Source organism: Gracilibacillus saliphilus (assembly GCF_010994085.1).
Classification (GTDB): domain Bacteria; phylum Bacillota; class Bacilli; order Bacillales; family Amphibacillaceae; genus Gracilibacillus; species Gracilibacillus lacisalsi.
The window spans coordinates 40,423-59,429 of sequence record NZ_WJEB01000008.1; the positions used below are offsets into that span (position 1 = coordinate 40,423).

A 19,007-nucleotide genomic window follows, 5' to 3' on the forward strand; every position below is an offset into this window, starting at 1 on the left:
ACCGTTTTTGCCATTGCCACACAAAGAAGCAAAAGTGGCTAAATTAGTTATTTTTCATTTTTATAGAGTAATAAAACAATTAAGCGTTGGAATCGTTTTTTTGATTCCATAAGCCACAAAGGAAGTGGTTTTCTTCCTGCGTGAGTAGCTTTTGACCTAATTTGAATTACTCTTACACTTAATAGATAAATTTATAGAATCGGTGACAAAAAAAGCATGAAGTCATATAGGACTTATTGCATGATTTGTCACTTTTTTCATCTATCAATTTCTTCTACAACCCAATATCTTTTTTTATTAGTTCGTTTAGGAATAATTATGTAAGGTATTTCTTTATCAACTAACCATCCATTTAAAGTATTAATTCCAAGTGTTCTAGATTTTAGATCATTCTTTTTAAATTCCTTCTTTAACGACTCTTGACCTTCCTTAAATAATCTCTCACCTACGACACTATCCAAATAAGCTGATAATCTATCTTTTGATTTGTCAACTTCCAAAATATTATATTCTTTCTCGAAAATATTAGATATGTATTCACAATAACCAAACTCGCCCAGCTTTAACATTTTATCGATTTCCGTAATGTTAATTTTTGTTTTGTAGTACATTAGATCGTTTATCTTTTTTCTTACAATGTCTGCTTTGTCCTCTATAGGCTCATCGTACAACATATCAGAATGGTAATTAGAACGACCATACTTTGATGAAAATGTATTAGCATTATGTTTTTTAAGTTCCTCTGGAATCTTCAACTTAGATTGGTATCTCCCCTTTTTATTACCCAATTGTTTGTTGCTCATTGCGTGTATAAATAAATTGATATAATCCTCTTTGTGTTGTAATCTTTTCCTTCCTACACATTGCATAAGTGTTCCTACGTCATCAAATTCACTTATTACAATATTATGTAAATTTCCATCCTCTATATTTACCCCTGAATCTAAAACAGATGTCGTGATAAGTATTAAATCTTCAAATCTATTATGCTCAAGCAAGCTTTCAACTTTTTTCTTAATCACGTATTTGTAATATTTATTTGACTCAGAACAAACGAACAAGGAATGATCTTTATATCTTCTATGTAAGTCATAGGCTCTTTCTGTATTATTAATAAAAAATATTGACTTCTTATTGTTTTTGATTGCCAATTTTATATATTCTTCCATCGTATGTTCTTTATAAAAAAAGTGGAGCAAATTTATGTAACTAAAATCGAATGGCACTGCGTATTTTTTAGGTGATAAATCTTTTATCTGTTCTAAGTATTCAGTCATATAATCACCTGTGGCACTCATACATATTTTTATTTGACGAGTTAAATTTAGTATCTGATTTAACGATATGTCTGTAGTATTATTGAATGCTGCATCCGATAAAAAGTAATGAAATTCGTCTAAGACAATATAGTCATACTTATTAAAATCAAACTGATTGCCTTTCATTGCAATATTTTCAATTGATTGATATGTCCTCAACGTTATGATATCGATTTTATTATCATTTTCTAATTCTATTTCAAATTGTTCTTTACATCTTGACCTATGTATTAAAAATAGAATTTTCTTTTTATCTCTTTTAGCAATGGCATACAGAATATTTTTAATAAAATGCGATTTCCCAGCACCCATTTGTGCTTTGATTGCTACTAAATCCCCTTTCTTCCAACTGTTAACTTTATCTGTTGTCACGTAATTGCTTACTCTTTCCATTCACATCATCCTCTTTTAGTTTTTTGCTCATTTGTTTATATTGTTTAATTGCTTTGCTTAACTCTGGTGTTTGCCAATACACCTTGAAAATTCCTTTAGTTTTCGGATGCAATCCCTCTATTAATGGCTCAATCCCATTTGACTCGAGATGCTCTCTAAGATACGGACTATAACAGATAAATAGATTTTCTTTTGCTTGAATATTATTCACTTTTTATCATTCTCCTTATTATTAATTTTCGCTAAATAATCGTACACGTTGCCCATTATCAATACAGACGCTTTAAAACGTTTTCTAAGTGTTCTAGTAGCTTGAAGGATTAAGTCATAGTCAAGACTAAAATCACCACTGGAAACGCTTAATATTCGCTTATTTTGTCCATTTAACACCTCTATCCCTTTGTAGTTGGTTGGATCTAAGTTAATGTAATACCGTTCTATTATTTGTCACCTCCTTTAATTGTCAACTGCATTTCAATAACCTTACTCAATAACACACAACAAAACTCATATAACGAACAGCAAAACGAACAGCAAAGTCTGTTAATAATTTAATATGTAGTTTTGGTATAATCTTTCTTTTTCTACACTCATGTTTGTTTTTCTGTTTTCATATAGAGATATGTGTGCCTGTGTACAGTCCAATACTTCAGCCAACATTTGGTGAGTGATCTTCTTCCTTTTCCGTTTTAACATCCATAATTCTCGATCATTTACTTCCAATAACCATCATCCTTTCATTTATTTTTATAAGTGTGTTGCAAAATAAAATCATCCTCCTTTTTATTGATTAAACCCACTTTCCCACTTTCGTGCAAGTTAATTTAAAACTTTTTTCAATTTTTTATTGACAGTTATACGATTTGTGGTATTATTATATATAGATTGACAGTTAAATATAATAGAGTTCAATTTATAGACGCAAAAATAGCAAGCTTACACTATGTATTATAATGTTATTTGACTAATTCTGCTAGTAAACTTGAAAATTTCTTTAATTAATTATAGATCAACACCCCAAAACCCTGTTGTATCAATGGTTAAGGGGTGTTGAATTTTTATTGTCATTTCATCAACTGTTTTTGTTTCACCCGTAGATGGAATGGTATGTTGCTGTTCTCGTTCTTGTTCTGGCATGGTTGCTATTTGAATGAGGGAATTAAAACTTAATTTCGGATACGAATCCGATTTTGAGCCTAATTCTGGATAAAGTTTCATCATTTTATTTGCGGTGCTATGATTCATTTCAATAGATTCCAACCATTTACCGAACTCACCGTGAACAAGATCGTTCTCTTTTACATGTTTCAATCTTTTACCAATCTCAAATATCGCTTGACCTGCAACTTGTTAAATCATAAGCTTCTCCTCTATCGTGATAGGTTTCTTCATAAGACGACTGTCCTTGACAATATTCCAATCTCTTATTAAAGATAGCAAAGTGTACTTTTTATGTTGCATAGACATGCTGTATAGTTCTGAGAGGCTTATATCTGATTCTTTAAGTCTCTCTACATCAACATGATTCAATGGTTCTTGAGACAAGTGCTCAAGAGCCATTTTTTTATCCTTTCTACACTTAGTCAAAAACTCGCTTAATTCCATTTTGTTATCCTCCCTCTTTTTGATTCTCAATTTGTAGATAGCTTCAAGAGGATTGTCTTCAATATTTGCAAAAAACTCTCTTTGGAAATAGTCAACATCTTCCTCTGTGTCTAATAAGTATGCTGCCATATCTTGATGAAATTGATTGTACCCTTCCAATAATTCTAGTAAATCCTTCTTGTACTCTTCAAAATTTTTCATTGTAATTCCTCCATTTTTATTATTTTATACTAATGATATTCTACTTTTAATATATAATTACTGTTTTAATTTTAGTTTTGATAGACTCTCTTCCATAACTTACTCCATTGCGTCAATGTCTGATGCTGAATAATTTAGCAATGTTAAAATACGATGATAACTATCATAAACACCCTCTCGATACCCAATGTACTCGCAATCATCATCAATACCCAGTTTACGTGCTTCATCAATCTCTTGAGTAGCTTTTACCATTTTTAAAATCATTTGATCGTGATAAATTGGATGTAATTTAGTTCGCACTCTTCTTGTCCTCCTCACTATGTTTATTGCAGACAATACATCTGTTATTGTAAAAATCATAACGATGTTTGCCTTTAAATCGGCAATCGAACCAGTACTTTAGCTTGCTGAGCATCTATCTTTATCCTCCTTAATACTGCTGATGATTTCCTGCTCTTCTTTCTTTGTCATTGACACTAAGCCTTTCCCAGAGACATATTTAGTTGGCTTATTTGCGAGATAATAAATTGTACGATAAGGAACGTTTTCTTGCTTTAATTGTTGCTCAATTTTACTAACTTGATTTAAATCAAATAAAAAGTGATCTTGGGGATGTGTAAATATTACCCATTTATCAATGCTCACTACAATCCTCCTTTTTATTTATATTGAGGTTGATCATCATAGCAACAACAAAAATGGTTGAAAATCAACTGATCGCATATGAACTTGATGAAGGAAGCAGACCGGATAATCTTAGTGCTCTAGAAGGAGAGTATGTAGAGTCGTTAACTTGTGACAATGGCAATCAAATCATCGTTTACAACGAGGCCAAAGATGGATTAGAAATAGAGGATAATAATGCTTCTTAATCAAAAAGGATTCACGTTAGTAGAACTGTTGATTACCTTAGCTTTAAGTACCATTATCCTGATTATAAGTGGCAATTATGCTCTAAAAACGTATGATACACTTCAGTACAAGCAATTTATCAAACAATTTCATCAGGACATCCTTTATTTACAACAACTCGCTCTTACTCAGGATGATAACTTTTACCTTCACTTTGAACGAGAAAACCATCGATATCTTATTCGGCAAGGTGGATTCGGTTCTAAATTGTTCGTCCGCGATTATCCTGAAGCATGGATTGTAGAACCGAATACGCTCGAATTCCCGGTTCAATTTTCATATAAAGGAAATTTGAAAAAGCCTGGCACTATGAAAATTAAAACAAGGTTTCGAACGTATGTTATTACATGTCCATTTGGCAAAGGTAGATGTTATGATGCAGCCTAAAAATAAACAAGCCGGCTTCTACATGTTGGAAAGTCTGCTTGCCATTATGATATTTTTCACTGCATGTCTTACGTTAATCCCCATTCAACATCAGCTTATGATCGAGAAAAAAATGATCAGAGAAGAGGATAAAGCTACCTATTTTCTCTCAAACAAAATGCATGAAGCTATATTAGGAAATTCAAACCAAGGTACTGAAATATTCAGGAATGTTATTAGTTCACCTTTAACCTTAACCATTACTTATTCAGATTCACTGATAGAAGGATGTGTCAGCTGGAATAATGTTAAACAACAGGAAACAAAAAAATGTCAATATGCAATACCGCAATGAAAAAGGATATATATTGATCGAATCTTTATTGACACTATTATTTTTGTTTATATTAATGTCATGGTACAGTCAACTATTACTGATGTGGAAACAAGAAGATAAAGAACAATTGCCTATGGTTTACCATTTTCACCATATAATCGAAGTAGAGGCCCAAACAGCCCATCAGATTATAACAAACAATAATCAGCTTTATTTTATGCAAACCAATGGTGACATAGTCACTATCTCCTTTCACCATCAGAAAATACGTAGACAAGTAAATAGTCGTGGACATGAGGAAATATTACGTGACATAAAAGACTTTAGATTAACTGAAAGAAAAGATGATATTACTATAGAACTTTCTACAGATAGTGGTGAACAAATTGAAAAGATACTACTTAAAAAAACACAACAATGAGAAAGGATATATTTTTCCTTTAACCAACTTTGTCATTTTATTATTATTACTGCTCACATTTCATCAGATAAACCAACTTCAAAGTCAGAAAAGAATTCACCAATTAAATGACGAACAGTATAAATTAGAATGGCTCTATCAAAAAGCATACGCATCTGTGCTCCAAGAGAAAGAAACTCCTCCTTATTCCTATACATTTCCTGACGGTACAATAGACGTTATAGTAACTCAAAATGGTCAGAGTAGTACTATTTATCAATTTAAAATGACCACGGACACCGGTGGTTACAGACATGTAAATATTGCCATCCCTAATTAAATGTATAAAAATTCCTAATTTCAAACATATTATGAACAATTACAAATAATTTTGATTCAACTGCTTAGAATAATTTACATTTTTGTTATACTCGTATATAATATGGTTGATACATAGTGATTTAAAAAGGAGGGGGAACAATGGATCGAGTTTTCCGTATGCTTGCTTTTTGGACAGGTATATTTACAGTTATGTTTTATGTTGGTCATATGGAAACAATGGCATATCTATTCCTTGCGCAAACGATCTTTTTCCTTGGTGTCGGATACCTTAAATTGTCTGAAAGAATGTATATGTACTTATTCGCTGCTTATTGTACTGTTTTCTTTATCGGGTTTACTTTCTATACCAACTTCATTCTTGTTCCTGGATTTGGCCATTAAAGCGATAAACGCTCTGATCTTTGTAGATCAGAGCGTTTTGACTAAGATTGCACAAATGGATTCGTATCTTTTTCTTTTTGAATTTGCGTTTTAGGTCCATGGCCAGGATATACGATATATGCACCTGGTAAAGTATAAAATTGCTGTCTAATACTCTCTTCTAATTGTTCGAAACTACCACCTGGTAAATCTGTACGTCCTATTGCTCCCGCAAACAAACTGTCTCCCCCAATAACGAATTGTTCATCATGGAAAACGAACGATACCCCTCCTGGTGAATGACCAGGTGTATGGCGAACTTCTATGGATATACTGCCAAATTGGTACACCTTCATTTCTAGAAAATGATCAGCTTTATTTGCCTTTACTTGCTCGACACCAAAGAGTCCAGAACCATTTAAGTTTGGATCTTCTAGCCAATCACTTTCTAATTCATGCATATACACAGGTATTTGATAATGAGTCCTTACCTGTTCTAAAGCACCAATATGATCGAAATGTGCATGGGTTAACAAAACAGCTAATGGCTCCACTTTCATTTCTGCAATTTTATCAAGAATCCTGTCTCCATCGCCAGCTGGATCGATGATAATGGCTTGTTTACTATATGCGACAATATAACAATTAGTTGATAATGGACCTAAAGCCATCTGTTCCACTCTCATGTTATGTATCACTCCTTTTCCTTTATGTTTTAATAGACAAATCATCCTTTTTGTTTTAAAATAAGTATGGATTAGATTTGTATACATATTATAACGTTAATAGTTCATAATGAAAATGGATTGACTGTGAGTAAGGGGGATGAAAATGGAATTAGCATTTATTATTCTTGTGGTAACGATTTTATGTGTCATTGCAGTTTTTCGTGAATTAAAATCCCAAAATATGTTCGGAGCAGCTTTTGCAGCTATTTCTGCCTTAGTTTTCGGATTCTTCTCGATCGCCACTCTATACTGGGAATTAATTCGACCATTATTCCAAAGCTAAAAACGCCTATATTTAGGCGTTTTTTTGTGTATTAAATAGGGGGCTAACTGCACGTAATCCATATACTGCGCAGTAACTTAGACATGGATTTGTTCTCCTCCGTTCTGAATTTAGATGAGTGCATAATCGTCGCTGCGGAAAGCGCAGTATTCTGCCGGAGCGTATGTGAGCACTCATCATTAAGCAGAATGGGAGAAAGCTCACTTTTCCTCCTTTCATTACTTCGCAGTTTGTATCAATTATGAATCAGATCTTAAAATATAAAGGGATGAACTGTTATCAGTTCATCCCTTTTTTTACTTACTCATTCTCATTTTCGAATTCGTAGAAACGTAATAGGTCTCCGAATATGATTTCATCTGAGTAGTTTAATTCATTTTCTACCTGCTCTACATATGGCTGGCAAACAGAGTCTTCACCTTCACCAGCTAATTGATTGGTGCTGTCAATCAATTCACCAGACTCTCGATCATAGCATTGGTCTTTTGTATAAACATATTCTTCTGTAATAAAACTACCGTCACGAAGTGCAATAAAATCTTTTCGCTCTTCGTCAAATAGATCTGTACCAAATGATAAATCACTACCATCATCAATACCTAGTAGATTCATTATAGTAGGTTTTACATCAATTTGGCCGGCAATCTTAGACATAACTTCTCCATCTTGCCCAGGAATGTGAACATAGAATGGAACTCGCTGTAATTGAACATGAAGATAATCTGTATATTCATCTTTATCTAAATATTGAATCATGGCTTTCTTATGAAAATCACTAATACCGTAATGATCACCCATTAAAATAATAATAGAATCTTCATATAACCCTGCTTCTTTCAAGTAATCAAAATACTCTTCTACTGCTTCATCCATATATCTTACTGTCTGGAAGTATTTATTTAGCGTATTCGAATTAGAATCATAAGGGTCGATCGTTGCATCTTCTTCATCTAAATCGAACGGATAGTGGTTCGTTAACGTGATAAATTTAGAATAATATGGTTCTTCCATCTGCTCCATATATTTTATCGATTGTTTAAAGAAGTCCTTATCTTTTAAACCCCACCCGACAGAGTTTTCATCTGTGACTTCATATGCATTTTCGTCATAAAAATGATCATAACCAATATTGTCATACATCACATCACGATTCCAGAAACTTTTATTATTGGCATGAAAAACAGCTGAATTATATCCATTTTCATCAAGTATTTCAGGTAATGAATGATAATCGTTCTGAGCATGCGTAAAGTATACAGCGCCTCTTGGCGAAGGGTATAATGAGTTTTCAATAATAAATTCAGAATCTGATGTTTTTCCTTGTTCAGTTTGGTGATAGAAATTTTCAAAATAGTAACTTTCATCGATCAAACTATTCAAGAATGGTGTTACTTCTTCACCGTGAAGCGTGTTATTTATGACAAAACTTTGCAAAGACTCCAATGAAATAAAGATTACATTTTTATCTTCAGCGATACCATGTAATTCTTCATTACCGTCTGTAGTTGTTTCTTCCTTAATATAATCGGAAATTTCCGTTAATTCATTACCGTCTGCAAATACACGTTGTGCTTTTGATTTGGAATGCAATACAGCATCATAAACATGATAAGGAAATATCCCGATATTTTTGACTAAATATTCACGGTCAAACGTTCTTTGTAACAATTGGGGACGTTCAGCTTCAGCTAATGCATAGTTACCAATTAAGAATAGAATGGATAATGCAAAAGCAATCCTCTTATATCGCTTGGTAAACGAGGTCGTTAATTTTGAACCGTATCTCTTCGCCAGAACCCAAACGAAAATAACATCAAAGAATAAGGCTACATCCCAGAGTTTTAATAAACCAAGTACACTACTACCAAGGTCAGCTGCATTACTTCCTTGGAACAATAAAGGTATGGTTATAAAGTCTGAAAAGTTACGGTAAAAAACAATATTAAAATACAGTATTAAAGATCCTAAAAGTATACTATATTTAATATATTTCAATTGTCTTCTTTGATTAAATAAAATACTTAATACAAAGATAAAAAAAGCAATTACAAAAGGATTAATAAACAAAATTAGCTCTTGCATCATATTTTCTAACGATATAGCAAATACAAATCGATAAACGATATAAGTTTTCAATCCAAATAATAATGCTGCGATTATATATAAAGGCATTTGCAGCTTTTTATTAAACATTTGATTATCCTCCTCAAAATGATTCAACCCTAAATTCTATTTTTCTCTTTCTCTATTATAGACGATAAACATCACATAGAAGTTTCATAAATCTTAAAAAAAGTTACAATCAATTTACAATATTCATAGAATTTTATAATTGTTAACTGTTTTGTAACACTAAGTATGCACCACCATAAACACCTGCATCATTACCTAATTGAGCGATAACAAATTCACAAGCTTCGTTAGTTCGTGGTAAGGTGTATTTTTCAAAAGATTCTTTTAGAGGTTCCAACAATGCGTTTCCTGCCTTTGAAACCCCACCACCAATAACAATTTTCGCAGGATTTACAGTAATGGCGACAGTAGCTAGTGTAAATCCAAGTACATCGAGCACATGTGCTAATAATGCCTTACTATCCTTATCACCTTCAGCAGCTGTCTCGAATACATCTTTAGTGGTGATTTCTCCGCAATTATCTTTCCGTCTTTTTAATGCGTTAGCCTTACCTTCAGCAATTAACTCTTCGGCTTGTCTGACAATTCCTGTTGCAGAAGTTACTGTTTCCAGACAGCCATTTCTCCCACAATTACATGCTGCACCATCTTTTTCAACAGTTATATGTCCAATTTCACCACCAGTACCATTTGCACCACTTACAATCTGTCCGTTTGCAATGATACCTCCCCCGACGCCAGTACCTAATGTCACTGCTAACATGTTTTCTACTTGGTTACCTGAACCTTTCCAGTTCTCACCTAATGCCGCAATATTAGCATCATTGTCGACATACACGTTTAAGCCAGATAATTCTTCCAGAATATCTTTTAAATAAAAATTTTTCCAGCCAATATTAACTGCTATAGCTACTTTACCCGTTTCTGGCTCAATGAAGCCAGGAGCACCTACCCCCAATCCCGCACAACGTTCTTTTGTTAAATTTAATTCGGAAAGTTTATTTTCGATAGATAACCAAATATCCGTTGGGACATTTTCTCCTTGGTTAGCCAAGCCTGTTGGTATTTCCCATTTCGCAATCATTTCGCCCTGATTGGAAATAATCGCATTTTTTACGGTTGTCCCTCCAATATCAATGCCAATGAGTAAATCCTTCTCCATTTTTTCCACCCTTTATTTTATTTTTTCTTTTTCTTTTGTAATGATGATTTTTGCTTGCAGAAACTGCTCTTTTGTGATCACCTTCACTTGATACAGTTCATTCATTTCTTCTTCCATAAGTTCTAAGTCAGCTAAACGATCACCTATATAGATGATCGTTCCAAATTTTAATAATAATTTTCTTAAATCATAGATACTATCCATTTGATATCACCTAAAACATTATAACAAAGACAAATCTAAAAAGGAATAAAAAACTTTCTATGACGGTGCTAAGTGTCGGTAACTAAGCTTTAAATAACAAAAAGAAGTTAAGCGGGAGTTAACAGAGGCTAACAACCCTTTGATAAGTGGAGGCAAAACCTCCACTTATCAGCGTATCCCATTATTGCCGATCCGGATCTTGCGGATTTAAGAAAGATGGTCGTTTGTGATCATTTGGTACCGGCTGACGAATCAATACATGAAGAAAAGCTTTTGCATCAAAGGGCATAAACGGCCAGAAATAACCAATATAGAATGTCTTCAAGTTTGCCAGATATAATATATAGCATGTTACCCCAATAACAAATCCTTTCAAACCAAAAATCGCAGTAATGATGAGTAAAATAATCCTTGTGACACGGTTAGCCAAACTTAATTCATAACTAGGTGTTGCAAAAGTACCCATGACGACCGCTGCAAGATATAATACTACTTCATTTGAAAACCAACCTACCTCGACTGCTATCTGACCAATTATAATAGCAGACACCAAGCCTAGTGCTGTAGCAAGAGCTGATGGTGTATGTATAGCGGCCATACGCAATACATCTATCCCTACTTCCGCCACTAAAAATTGAACAATTAACGGTATTAAACCTACTTCTTTAGGCCCAACAAATGCTAATTCTTCAGGAAGTAATCCCATTTCAGTTGATAACAAATAATAGAATGGTAATAAAAAAATCGATGCGAAAACTGCAATAAAACGTGCCATACGTAAATACACGCCAATAAACGGTTTCTGCCGATATTCTTCAGCATGTTGTAAATGATGCCAAAAAGTCGCTGGTGTGATCATGACACTTGGCGAACCATCGATGATAATTAAAATATGTCCTTCATATAAATGTTCAGAAGCAGTATCTGGTCTTTCCGTATATCTGATGGTCGGGTATGGATTCCACTTTTTACCACTCAAATACTCTTCAATCGTCTTCTCGGCCATTGGCAGACCATCGGTATCGATCCTATCAAGATGTTGCTTTAACTTTTCTACCCTTCGTGGATCAGCAATATCCTCTAAATAACAAATACAAATATCAGTTTTTGATCTGCGGCCAATTGACGTATATTCCATTCTCAATGATCGATCTCTTACTTTTCTTCTTGTTAATGCTGTGTTGAAAACAATTGTTTCCACGTAACCATCTCTGGAACCTCTAACCACCCTTTCTAAGTCAGGTTCTTCAGGCCCTCTGACTGGATATGTTCTTGCATCAATCAATATGATCCGATCTAGTCCTTCCACTACTAATGCAGTTGGACCAGCCAGCACCATGTCTGCTGCTTTATTTAAGTCTTTCTCTATATCAACTTCTACATATGGAATATACCGTTTAATTAATTTGTCCAGTGTATCCTCATCCAAATCCCCTTCTTCTAGATCTGCTAAAAACCACATTATGCGGTGTAAAATTTCATCTTTCACTAAACCATCAATTAAAAATAATGCCATCTTTTTCCCTGCGTATTCCACATCCAGATGAATGAGGTCAAAGCTTTTGTCTATCTCTAAATAATCATGTATATATTGAACATTTTCATCATAGTTATGATACAAACGTTTCTCTTGTTCCATAGTCATTCCCTCTTTCTCCATCAATCACATTTTATCTTTAGTCTTCTCTATATGATTGGTTTAATGCGGGATGATTTTGGACAAGCTGAAATCCATAAAAGAGGGATATTATGATAAAATCGAGAAAAGTACATATCATTACGTGCTTACTAATGATGTTGGCTATGATACTTTTATTATTATCGCAACGTTCAACCGAAGAAACCATTAAGTATTTTCCACCTGATTCCTCTATTTCATTTTCAGCTATTAATACAAATTTAAAACTGTTGACAGAAACAGGGAATGACCAATACATGGTAAAGTGGACGGCGAATAGCAGTTTAGACAAAGAAATATACCTTAGACAAGATATTTCAATATTGTATATGGATGGGCGCCTGAAAGGAATCAAAGGTTTATGGAAGGAATCTGCGAAAGATATTGAGTTAGAAGAAGTTTTCGAAGAAAGTGATAGCAGTCATTTTCAAGCGATCAGTTTCCATCATGGAGAAATACATTACCCAAATGATGAAATTAAAAGTATTCAACAAATGTCTGATGATCATTTATATGTAATCGACTCGCCTCATACAGCATTGGAATCATTTAAAGAACCTGATTCACACATGCAACAGGAGTGGAAAGAAACCATTGATAATACTACATCCCAACAATTACATTTTGCCTGGAAAGAATGGATAGATACAGCCAAAATTAAAATAGATAATTATCATTTATACCCCTTAACAAGTATTATTCAATTTCAAGAACAACCTATTAGTGGGTTAACACAAGAACAAACAGATCGAATTATTGGACAGCTTTGGGAAGGATTATATAAAAATTATATTTTGCCTATTGCTAATCAATCCGAAAGCAAACAACAAATCATGCCTCTTGTTTTAATCGATAAAAACAATGATCACTTAATTGTACTTTTTATTGACGAAACGAATCAACTCGAAACACTATATCAACAATTATCTGTACAGGACTAAGAGACTGAGACATAATTAAATAAGTAGAACGAGAATCCAAACAATCTAAACTAAGCGTAGGCAAAATACGCAGACTATTGGGGAACTCACGCGAACCTCCGCTAACTGTGTGAAGTGTTTTTCTTCACACAGTTAGCTAAAGACTGCCCACCGGAAAGCGAAGTGTTTTGCCGAAAGCAGTATGTGTACTAAGACTTTATTGTTCGGATTTTTCCTATCCAATTACTCTTTTGTCTCAGCCTCTTTCAATTCTTGGTATAATGTTTGATAACTACTTTTTTCATTGTTCAAATCTAACAATTTCTCAGCAGCTTGTAATGCTTTATCATATTCATTTTCCTGTTGGTACAGTAAAGCTAAATTGTACCACGCTTCTTCAAAATCAGTTCTATGTTGCACTGCGATTTCTAAGTCGCTTTTTGCTTTATCAAATGACTCTAAATAAATGTTAGCAAAGGCACGATAAAAGTGTAACTCTGCCTCTAATTCTTCAGCATATGGCAAGGTGCTGCTCACTATCTCCGTAACTTCCTGATATTGTTCCTCTTCTAACAATTGCTGAATGTGCTGAATTTGTAACGTTTCGTCATACTGTACATCCTCATTCGTTAATCCGAATGCCAAAAGACCAAACACATAAAAAACATAGACTACAACGGCGATAAGCTGTTGCATAAACGCTTTTGTTTTTGGCAACATGACGATACCTGAAGCAATAAATCCTCCAATTAACCCGCCGATGTGGGCACCATTATCGACCTGTGGCACACTAAAACCAAAAATTATATTTATAATAACAATAAAGATGACATTTGTTCCCATTGTCTTGAAGAAAACTTTTGGTTTTTTTAAACCAAAGTAAAGCAGTGCTCCAAACAAACCAAATAATGCCCCAGAGGCCCCGGCGGCAATACTTGGATTTAGAGCAAAACTTGCCATTCCACCAGCAATCCCAGCAAGGAAATAAATAATAACAAATCGAACATTTCCATAAATTCTTTCTACCAGTGTACCGATAAAGTATAAAGCAAGCATATTCAAGACCAAATGAAATATTCCAATATGTAAAAACATCGACGTAATAATACGCCACCATTCGCCTTCCATCATAGCTATATTATACTTGGCACCAAATTGAATGAGCGTTTCAGGGTTTATCGATCCTCCCCTATACTCCAACAGTATAAAAATAATAATATTAATCACTAATATAAGATAAGAAATGCGTGGTTTTCCTCTACTAAAAAGAGCTAGGATTGCTTTTTCAGCATTTTTTTGTATGTGTTGAATCTTATGTTTTAATGTTTCTGTTTGATACTCTAATTCAAAAAGATTGTCAGGTATCGAAAAAGTTAAGGGATGGTGTAAATGAGCTTTCTGAAAAAAATGCGCTAACACTTCGTCTCGATCGTGACCACACAGATAAACAAATGAATTATCAATTTTATTAACGGTCGATTCTCTGTTCATGAGGTTACTCCAACTATCAACAGGTTCATATTCAACGATAAAAACATGATGAAATGAAATGGTTTGTTTGAATAACGGCAGTTGGATATTTTGTACAACATTTTTCTCAACTTGTTGTACAGATGCTTCTACTTCCCTATTCCAATCATATTGCTTTAATGATACTCTCACGATATCTACATTTCTTTTATTTGTCTTCCATAACAAATATTCCTCTTGATTAGAGGAAGCTGTTAAGAGTTCGAATTCCCCTTGTTCCATTAAATGAAGCACGAGTTTATTTTGAATAAATTGATTCTTGATAAACATGTGTACACCCACCTTATCACTATTCCAATCATACCATGAATAATAGCAGTTAGAATAACAATAAGGTATAGCGCTATTTAAACATGGAACCTATCATCTTATTACGAATATACGGGATATTCATGGCTAGTCGTATACCCCATTTTCGTAGCAATGGTACATTTATTACTAACCTGGAGATACTGTTACGAAATAGATATACAGTTGTTCCAATTGCTGCCAAGAAGAAAAACACTTTTGATACTTTCATATATATTCACTCCTACTGTTTTGTTATCAAAAGTTTTTTCTTTTTTTATATTTTTATGTATGTTTACAGTAAATTTTACCGAAGTTTGCTATCAGAATATCGACTGGCTTATCATGCTTTTCACCATTAATAGTATCCACAATCTGAAAATCTGCAGCAAGCGATACAGTATCACCTGTGAAATCTTGTAAATAACGATCATAAAAACCACCACCATACCCAATTCGCAAACCATTCTTACTAAATACGATGCCTGGTACAATCATCAGATCTATATTGTTTTTTTCAATAATGGAAACATCGGATGTGAGAGGTTCCCAAATGTCAGCCCAAACTTTTTTTAACCGATCACCAGCTTGATAGTGATGAAATGACATGGAATGGTCTTGAGGATTAGATTTGGGGATTACAACCCTCTTCCCTTGTTGCCAAGCAATATTGATTAATGGTTCAGTGTCCCACTCCACCCCTTTTGATATCGTTAAACCGATCGTCTGAGCTTGCTGCCATACATCTGTCTGTAGTAATTTCGTCTGGATAGATCGTTCGATTAACTGCCTATTCACTATTTGCTGCCATTGCTTTAATATATTTTTCCGTTGTTGTTCTTTTACCAAAGATAATTTGTCCATTCACAAACACCGCCTATACATCCACTATTTGGTATATCTATATAAGAAAAACTCCTACCAATTGTGGTAAGAGTTTTTCCGTTCATTTCATTATTTTGTTTCACGGTGTAACGTGTGTCGTTTCAAGCGTGGGCTATATTTTTTAAGCTCTAAACGCTCTGGATGTTTACGTTTATTTTTAGTCGTAATATAGTTACGGTCACCTGTTTCAGTACAAGCTAAAGTAATATTAACGCGCATGGTTTTCCCTCCAAACTAAATCTTACATCATTCTTTTCAATATCGAATCATTACCTAAAATATCATAGCAAAAACCGACGATAATTTCAAGTATATGTTTTATTGTATTCTTAAATATGGTATAACTATATATGTAGATAAGGTGAGACTTCTATTCTGTGAGGTTATACTCTCACTAATAGTTAGTGAAGCTTAACAGGGATTTAGTGTCCGTAATAATGGTCAAAATTAGGAGGAAAGTTATGTTATATGAAACAATAGCTACAGTAATTATAATAGCCGTCATATTATGGATTGTATCGTTTTTTATGCAAGATAAGTTTAAACAACTAGAAGATCAATTTGAGCAATTCTCTATTTCATCTTTGCAAGAAACGTATCAATTAAAAAAGAAGATTAATATTCTGGAAGAAGAGTTACTGATTGATGATTTATCAGTAGAGCAAACAATCAGTCCTGCAAGCACTCAACAAACACCAATGGTAAGAAGGGTACAAGAATTATATCAACAAGGACATGATACAGATTACATAGCAGAACAACTGAATATCAATGAATATGACGTCATTTCAATGATTAAACAATTTTAAACTAGCCTAAAAGAATGAGGGATAACTTTGAAGCAAATTATTAGAGCCTTTTCTCTTGGATTATTTGTTGCAGCTGTCATAATCGGAGTTACATATTATGTAGAGAAACCGGAACAAGCTCAATCTACTTCCCCCCCAACAATTGATGATTCTATTAAACTAGTAGAAGATGATGGGTATTATGTATATGAAGAAGATTTAGAGTCAAAGGTAACTCAATTAGAGCAAGAAATAGAAGAATTTCAACAAGATAGGAATAGTGAATTAGATGAACCAACAGATGACTTAGATGATCAAACGGAAGAATCTGAAACGGAAGAAGAAGGCGAAGAAATAACAATTACGATAGAATCAGGTATGACCATGCCTGAAATTGTGGCATTACTAGATGAGAATGAACTAGTTTCTGATGAAGGTGCATTTCTTTCCTATTTGGAAGAAAATGAGCTGAGTCGATTTATTCAAACCGGAGAATTTACTCTTCATCGTGGAATGTCGGTGGAAGAATTAACGAACACTTTAACGAGACAAATAGAGGAGTAGATCATATATCTACTCCTCTTTCTTGTTGTTATTTTAGTTGTTTAAGTCTAATGATTCACCTTTTACCAAGTACATGACGTCTTCACCAATATTTGTTGCATGATCGCCAATGCGTTCTACATATCTGCCGCTGAATGCCATTTGCATGATATGCTGAATTTTTTGAGGATTTGTTGCCGTTTCTTCTAATAATTCACGTAACATAGTGGAATACATATTATCCACTACATCATCCAACTCAGCTAATCTCCTAGCTAGCGTAACATCTTCATTTTCATAAGACAAAATGGCTAAATCAATCATTTCTACTGCCATTAATTTCATTTCCTGAATAGAAGGATGTACTTCTATACCATGATTCTCACCTAAATGAATAGTTGATTTCGCCACATTTTTTGCGTTATCAGCCATTCGTTCTAGATCGTTGGAAATCCGAAGTGCTACAACTAATCTACGCAAATCTGTTGCAACAGGTTGTTGCCTTGCAATTAATACAATCGCTTCTTCATTAATTTTCATATCTAACTGATCAAGCTCTTTATCATTTTGAATGATTTGTTCTGCTTGTGAAACATCAGCCCGATATAAAGCATCAATTGCTAGATTAAGTTGTTCTTTTGTTTTTTTTGCTAATTCAATTATAAGTTCCTCTAAATGTTGCAACTCACCTTGGAAAGCTTCTCTACCTACCATTGTGTACTCCCTTTCCTATCAAACTCTTGATATATAACTATTCTGCTTATTTAACCAAAACGACCAGTAATATAATCTTCCGTACGTTTATCTTTAGGGTTTGAAAAAAGTTGATCTGTCTCTGAAAACTCCACTACTTCACCATTTAACATGAAGACAGTTCTATCTGATATTCTTGCAGCTTGTTGCATATTGTGAGTAACTATAATTATTGTATACTTTTGCTTTAGTTCCTTAATTAATTCTTCGATTTTTAATGTGGAAATAGGGTCTAAAGCTGATGTAGGTTCATCCATTAGAATAACATCTGGTTCTATCGCTAAACATCGTGCTATACAAATTCTTTGTTGTTGACCTCCTGAAAGTCCATATGCATTCTCGTTTAAACGATCTTTTACTTCATCCCAAATAGCTGCGCCGCGTAGACTTTTTTCCACAATCTCATCTAATAATGCTTTCTTCTTAATCCCATGGATTTTCGGTCCATATGCTACATTCTCATATATAGATTTCGGAAAAGGATTAGGCTTTTGAAAAACCATTCCTACTCGTGTTCGCAAGTCTTCCACTTTCATCGATTTATCTAAAATATTCTTTCCTTTATAGGCAATCGCACCTGTTGTACTTACACCTGGTACAAGTTCAACCATACGATTTAATGTTTTAATATAGGTAGATTTACCGCAACCTGATGGTCCGATAATTGCTGTAACTTCATTTTCCTTCATTTCCAAATTAATATCTTTGAGTGCATGGTTTTCAGAATACCATAAGTTTAAATTTTTTGTATCGTAAACAACACGTTTTTGTGTTGTATTATATTCAGTAGTTGTATGATTATTACTTACTTCGATCTGAACTTTATTGTCAGTAGCCATACTCATTTTTTCCACTCCTTAACTATGGTCTTGTT

Annotated in this window: 28 protein-coding genes; 10 read left to right on the forward strand and 18 right to left on the reverse strand. The window is 33.7% G+C overall.

Going from position 1 to position 19,007, the window contains the following annotated elements:
- Positions 1–257: 257 nt before the first annotated feature.
- The 7 genes from GHT08_RS09250 to GHT08_RS09280 form a co-directional block, all read right to left on the reverse strand.
- On the reverse strand, positions 258–1,712 hold the full coding sequence (locus tag GHT08_RS09250) for a DEAD/DEAH box helicase family protein (protein ID WP_163581145.1): 1,455 nt from the start codon (positions 1,710–1,712) through the stop codon (positions 258–260).
- Complete coding sequence (locus tag GHT08_RS09255) at positions 1,678–1,923, reverse strand: hypothetical protein (protein WP_163581146.1); 246 nt, start codon at positions 1,921–1,923, stop codon at positions 1,678–1,680. The genes GHT08_RS09250 and GHT08_RS09255 overlap by 35 nt, the downstream gene beginning before the upstream one ends.
- 332 nt (positions 1,924–2,255) lie before the next feature.
- Complete coding sequence (locus tag GHT08_RS22590; RefSeq protein ID WP_420370962.1) at positions 2,256–2,408, reverse strand: helix-turn-helix domain-containing protein; 153 nt, start codon at positions 2,406–2,408, stop codon at positions 2,256–2,258.
- 306 nt (positions 2,409–2,714) lie between these two features.
- Positions 2,715–3,023 carry a DUF3102 domain-containing protein gene (locus GHT08_RS09265; RefSeq protein ID WP_238343536.1) on the reverse strand — a complete coding sequence of 103 codons (309 nt, stop codon included), beginning with the start codon at positions 3,021–3,023 and terminating at the stop codon, positions 2,715–2,717.
- 39 nt (positions 3,024–3,062) lie between these two features.
- On the reverse strand, positions 3,063–3,518 hold the full coding sequence (locus GHT08_RS09270; protein WP_163581148.1) for a hypothetical protein: 456 nt from the start codon (positions 3,516–3,518) through the stop codon (positions 3,063–3,065).
- Positions 3,519–3,617: 99 nt separating this feature from the next.
- Entirely contained in the window at positions 3,618–3,821 is a 204-nt protein-coding gene (locus tag GHT08_RS09275; protein ID WP_163581149.1) for a hypothetical protein, read from the reverse strand.
- Between the two features lie 99 nt (positions 3,822–3,920).
- Positions 3,921–4,166 carry a hypothetical protein gene (locus GHT08_RS09280; protein ID WP_163581150.1) on the reverse strand — a complete coding sequence of 82 codons (246 nt, stop codon included), beginning with the start codon at positions 4,164–4,166 and terminating at the stop codon, positions 3,921–3,923.
- 53 nt (positions 4,167–4,219) lie between these two features.
- Here GHT08_RS09280 and GHT08_RS22000 point away from each other — a divergent pair, with 53 nt between their 5' ends.
- The 6 genes from GHT08_RS22000 to GHT08_RS09310 all read left to right on the forward strand — a co-directional run bounded on the left by GHT08_RS22000 (position 4,220) and on the right by GHT08_RS09310 (position 6,259).
- Complete coding sequence (locus GHT08_RS22000; RefSeq protein WP_193568286.1) at positions 4,220–4,393, forward strand: hypothetical protein; 174 nt, start codon at positions 4,220–4,222, stop codon at positions 4,391–4,393.
- Complete coding sequence (gene comGD, locus GHT08_RS09290) at positions 4,383–4,820, forward strand: competence type IV pilus minor pilin ComGD (protein ID WP_163581151.1); 438 nt, start codon at positions 4,383–4,385, stop codon at positions 4,818–4,820. The genes GHT08_RS22000 and comGD overlap by 11 nt, the downstream gene beginning before the upstream one ends.
- Positions 4,810–5,154, forward strand: coding sequence for a type II secretion system protein (locus GHT08_RS09295; RefSeq protein ID WP_238343537.1), 345 nt, complete (start codon positions 4,810–4,812; stop codon positions 5,152–5,154). The genes comGD and GHT08_RS09295 overlap by 11 nt, the downstream gene beginning before the upstream one ends.
- The gene (locus GHT08_RS09300; RefSeq protein WP_163581153.1) at positions 5,105–5,557 is read left to right on the forward strand and encodes a ComGF family competence protein; all 453 of its coding nucleotides are present in this window, start codon (positions 5,105–5,107) and stop codon (positions 5,555–5,557) included. The genes GHT08_RS09295 and GHT08_RS09300 overlap by 50 nt, the downstream gene beginning before the upstream one ends.
- The gene (locus GHT08_RS09305; protein WP_163581154.1) at positions 5,523–5,876 is read left to right on the forward strand and encodes a hypothetical protein; all 354 of its coding nucleotides are present in this window, start codon (positions 5,523–5,525) and stop codon (positions 5,874–5,876) included. The genes GHT08_RS09300 and GHT08_RS09305 overlap by 35 nt, the downstream gene beginning before the upstream one ends.
- A 140-nt stretch (positions 5,877–6,016) precedes the next feature.
- Positions 6,017–6,259, forward strand: coding sequence for a DUF2626 domain-containing protein (locus GHT08_RS09310; RefSeq protein WP_018933844.1), 243 nt, complete (start codon positions 6,017–6,019; stop codon positions 6,257–6,259).
- A 41-nt stretch (positions 6,260–6,300) separates the two neighbouring features.
- On the opposite strand, the gene GHT08_RS09315 is transcribed toward GHT08_RS09310, so the two are convergent.
- A complete protein-coding gene (locus GHT08_RS09315; RefSeq protein WP_163581155.1) occupies positions 6,301–6,924 on the reverse strand; it encodes an MBL fold metallo-hydrolase in 624 nt (207 codons plus the stop codon).
- A 145-nt stretch (positions 6,925–7,069) separates the two neighbouring features.
- On the opposite strand from GHT08_RS09315, the gene GHT08_RS09320 reads away from it, so the two are divergent.
- A complete protein-coding gene (locus tag GHT08_RS09320) occupies positions 7,070–7,249 on the forward strand; it encodes a DUF2759 family protein (protein WP_018933846.1) in 180 nt (59 codons plus the stop codon).
- Between the two features lie 300 nt (positions 7,250–7,549).
- On the opposite strand, the gene GHT08_RS09325 is transcribed toward GHT08_RS09320, so the two are convergent.
- The 4 genes from GHT08_RS09325 to GHT08_RS09340 all read right to left on the reverse strand — a co-directional run bounded on the left by GHT08_RS09325 (position 7,550) and on the right by GHT08_RS09340 (position 12,387).
- Entirely contained in the window at positions 7,550–9,442 is a 1,893-nt protein-coding gene (locus GHT08_RS09325) for an LTA synthase family protein (protein ID WP_163581156.1), read from the reverse strand.
- Positions 9,443–9,584: 142 nt separating this feature from the next.
- On the reverse strand, positions 9,585–10,544 hold the full coding sequence (locus tag GHT08_RS09330) for an ROK family glucokinase (protein ID WP_163581157.1): 960 nt from the start codon (positions 10,542–10,544) through the stop codon (positions 9,585–9,587).
- Positions 10,545–10,556: 12 nt separating this feature from the next.
- Entirely contained in the window at positions 10,557–10,748 is a 192-nt protein-coding gene (locus tag GHT08_RS09335; protein ID WP_163581158.1) for a YqgQ family protein, read from the reverse strand.
- Positions 10,749–10,929: 181 nt separating this feature from the next.
- The gene (locus tag GHT08_RS09340) at positions 10,930–12,387 is read right to left on the reverse strand and encodes a spore germination protein (protein ID WP_163581246.1); all 1,458 of its coding nucleotides are present in this window, start codon (positions 12,385–12,387) and stop codon (positions 10,930–10,932) included.
- Between the two features lie 110 nt (positions 12,388–12,497).
- Here GHT08_RS09340 and GHT08_RS09345 point away from each other — a divergent pair, with 110 nt between their 5' ends.
- Entirely contained in the window at positions 12,498–13,367 is an 870-nt protein-coding gene (locus tag GHT08_RS09345) for a hypothetical protein (RefSeq protein ID WP_163581159.1), read from the forward strand.
- 222 nt (positions 13,368–13,589) lie between these two features.
- Here the strand turns inward: GHT08_RS09345 and GHT08_RS09350 are convergent, their stop codons facing one another.
- The 4 genes from GHT08_RS09350 to rpmG all read right to left on the reverse strand — a co-directional run bounded on the left by GHT08_RS09350 (position 13,590) and on the right by rpmG (position 16,268).
- Positions 13,590–15,146 carry a rhomboid family intramembrane serine protease gene (locus tag GHT08_RS09350; protein WP_163581160.1) on the reverse strand — a complete coding sequence of 519 codons (1,557 nt, stop codon included), beginning with the start codon at positions 15,144–15,146 and terminating at the stop codon, positions 13,590–13,592.
- A 73-nt stretch (positions 15,147–15,219) separates the two neighbouring features.
- Entirely contained in the window at positions 15,220–15,396 is a 177-nt protein-coding gene (locus tag GHT08_RS09355; RefSeq protein WP_163581161.1) for a hypothetical protein, read from the reverse strand.
- Positions 15,397–15,449: 53 nt separating this feature from the next.
- A complete protein-coding gene (locus GHT08_RS09360; protein ID WP_163581162.1) occupies positions 15,450–16,028 on the reverse strand; it encodes a 5-formyltetrahydrofolate cyclo-ligase in 579 nt (192 codons plus the stop codon).
- Positions 16,029–16,118: 90 nt separating this feature from the next.
- The gene (gene rpmG, locus GHT08_RS09365) at positions 16,119–16,268 is read right to left on the reverse strand and encodes a 50S ribosomal protein L33 (RefSeq protein WP_018933855.1); all 150 of its coding nucleotides are present in this window, start codon (positions 16,266–16,268) and stop codon (positions 16,119–16,121) included.
- Between the two features lie 242 nt (positions 16,269–16,510).
- Here rpmG and GHT08_RS09370 point away from each other — a divergent pair, with 242 nt between their 5' ends.
- Positions 16,511–16,858, forward strand: a complete 348-nt coding sequence (locus GHT08_RS09370; RefSeq protein ID WP_163581163.1) for a hypothetical protein — start codon at positions 16,511–16,513, stop codon at positions 16,856–16,858.
- A gap of 27 nt (positions 16,859–16,885) precedes the next feature.
- On the forward strand, positions 16,886–17,401 hold the full coding sequence (locus GHT08_RS09375; protein ID WP_163581164.1) for an endolytic transglycosylase MltG: 516 nt from the start codon (positions 16,886–16,888) through the stop codon (positions 17,399–17,401).
- A 33-nt stretch (positions 17,402–17,434) separates the two neighbouring features.
- Here the strand turns inward: GHT08_RS09375 and phoU are convergent, their stop codons facing one another.
- The gene (gene phoU / locus GHT08_RS09380) at positions 17,435–18,094 is read right to left on the reverse strand and encodes a phosphate signaling complex protein PhoU (protein ID WP_163581165.1); all 660 of its coding nucleotides are present in this window, start codon (positions 18,092–18,094) and stop codon (positions 17,435–17,437) included.
- Positions 18,095–18,144: 50 nt separating this feature from the next.
- A complete protein-coding gene (gene pstB, locus GHT08_RS09385) occupies positions 18,145–18,978 on the reverse strand; it encodes a phosphate ABC transporter ATP-binding protein PstB (protein WP_163581166.1) in 834 nt (277 codons plus the stop codon).
- Positions 18,979–19,007: the final 29 nt, after the last annotated feature.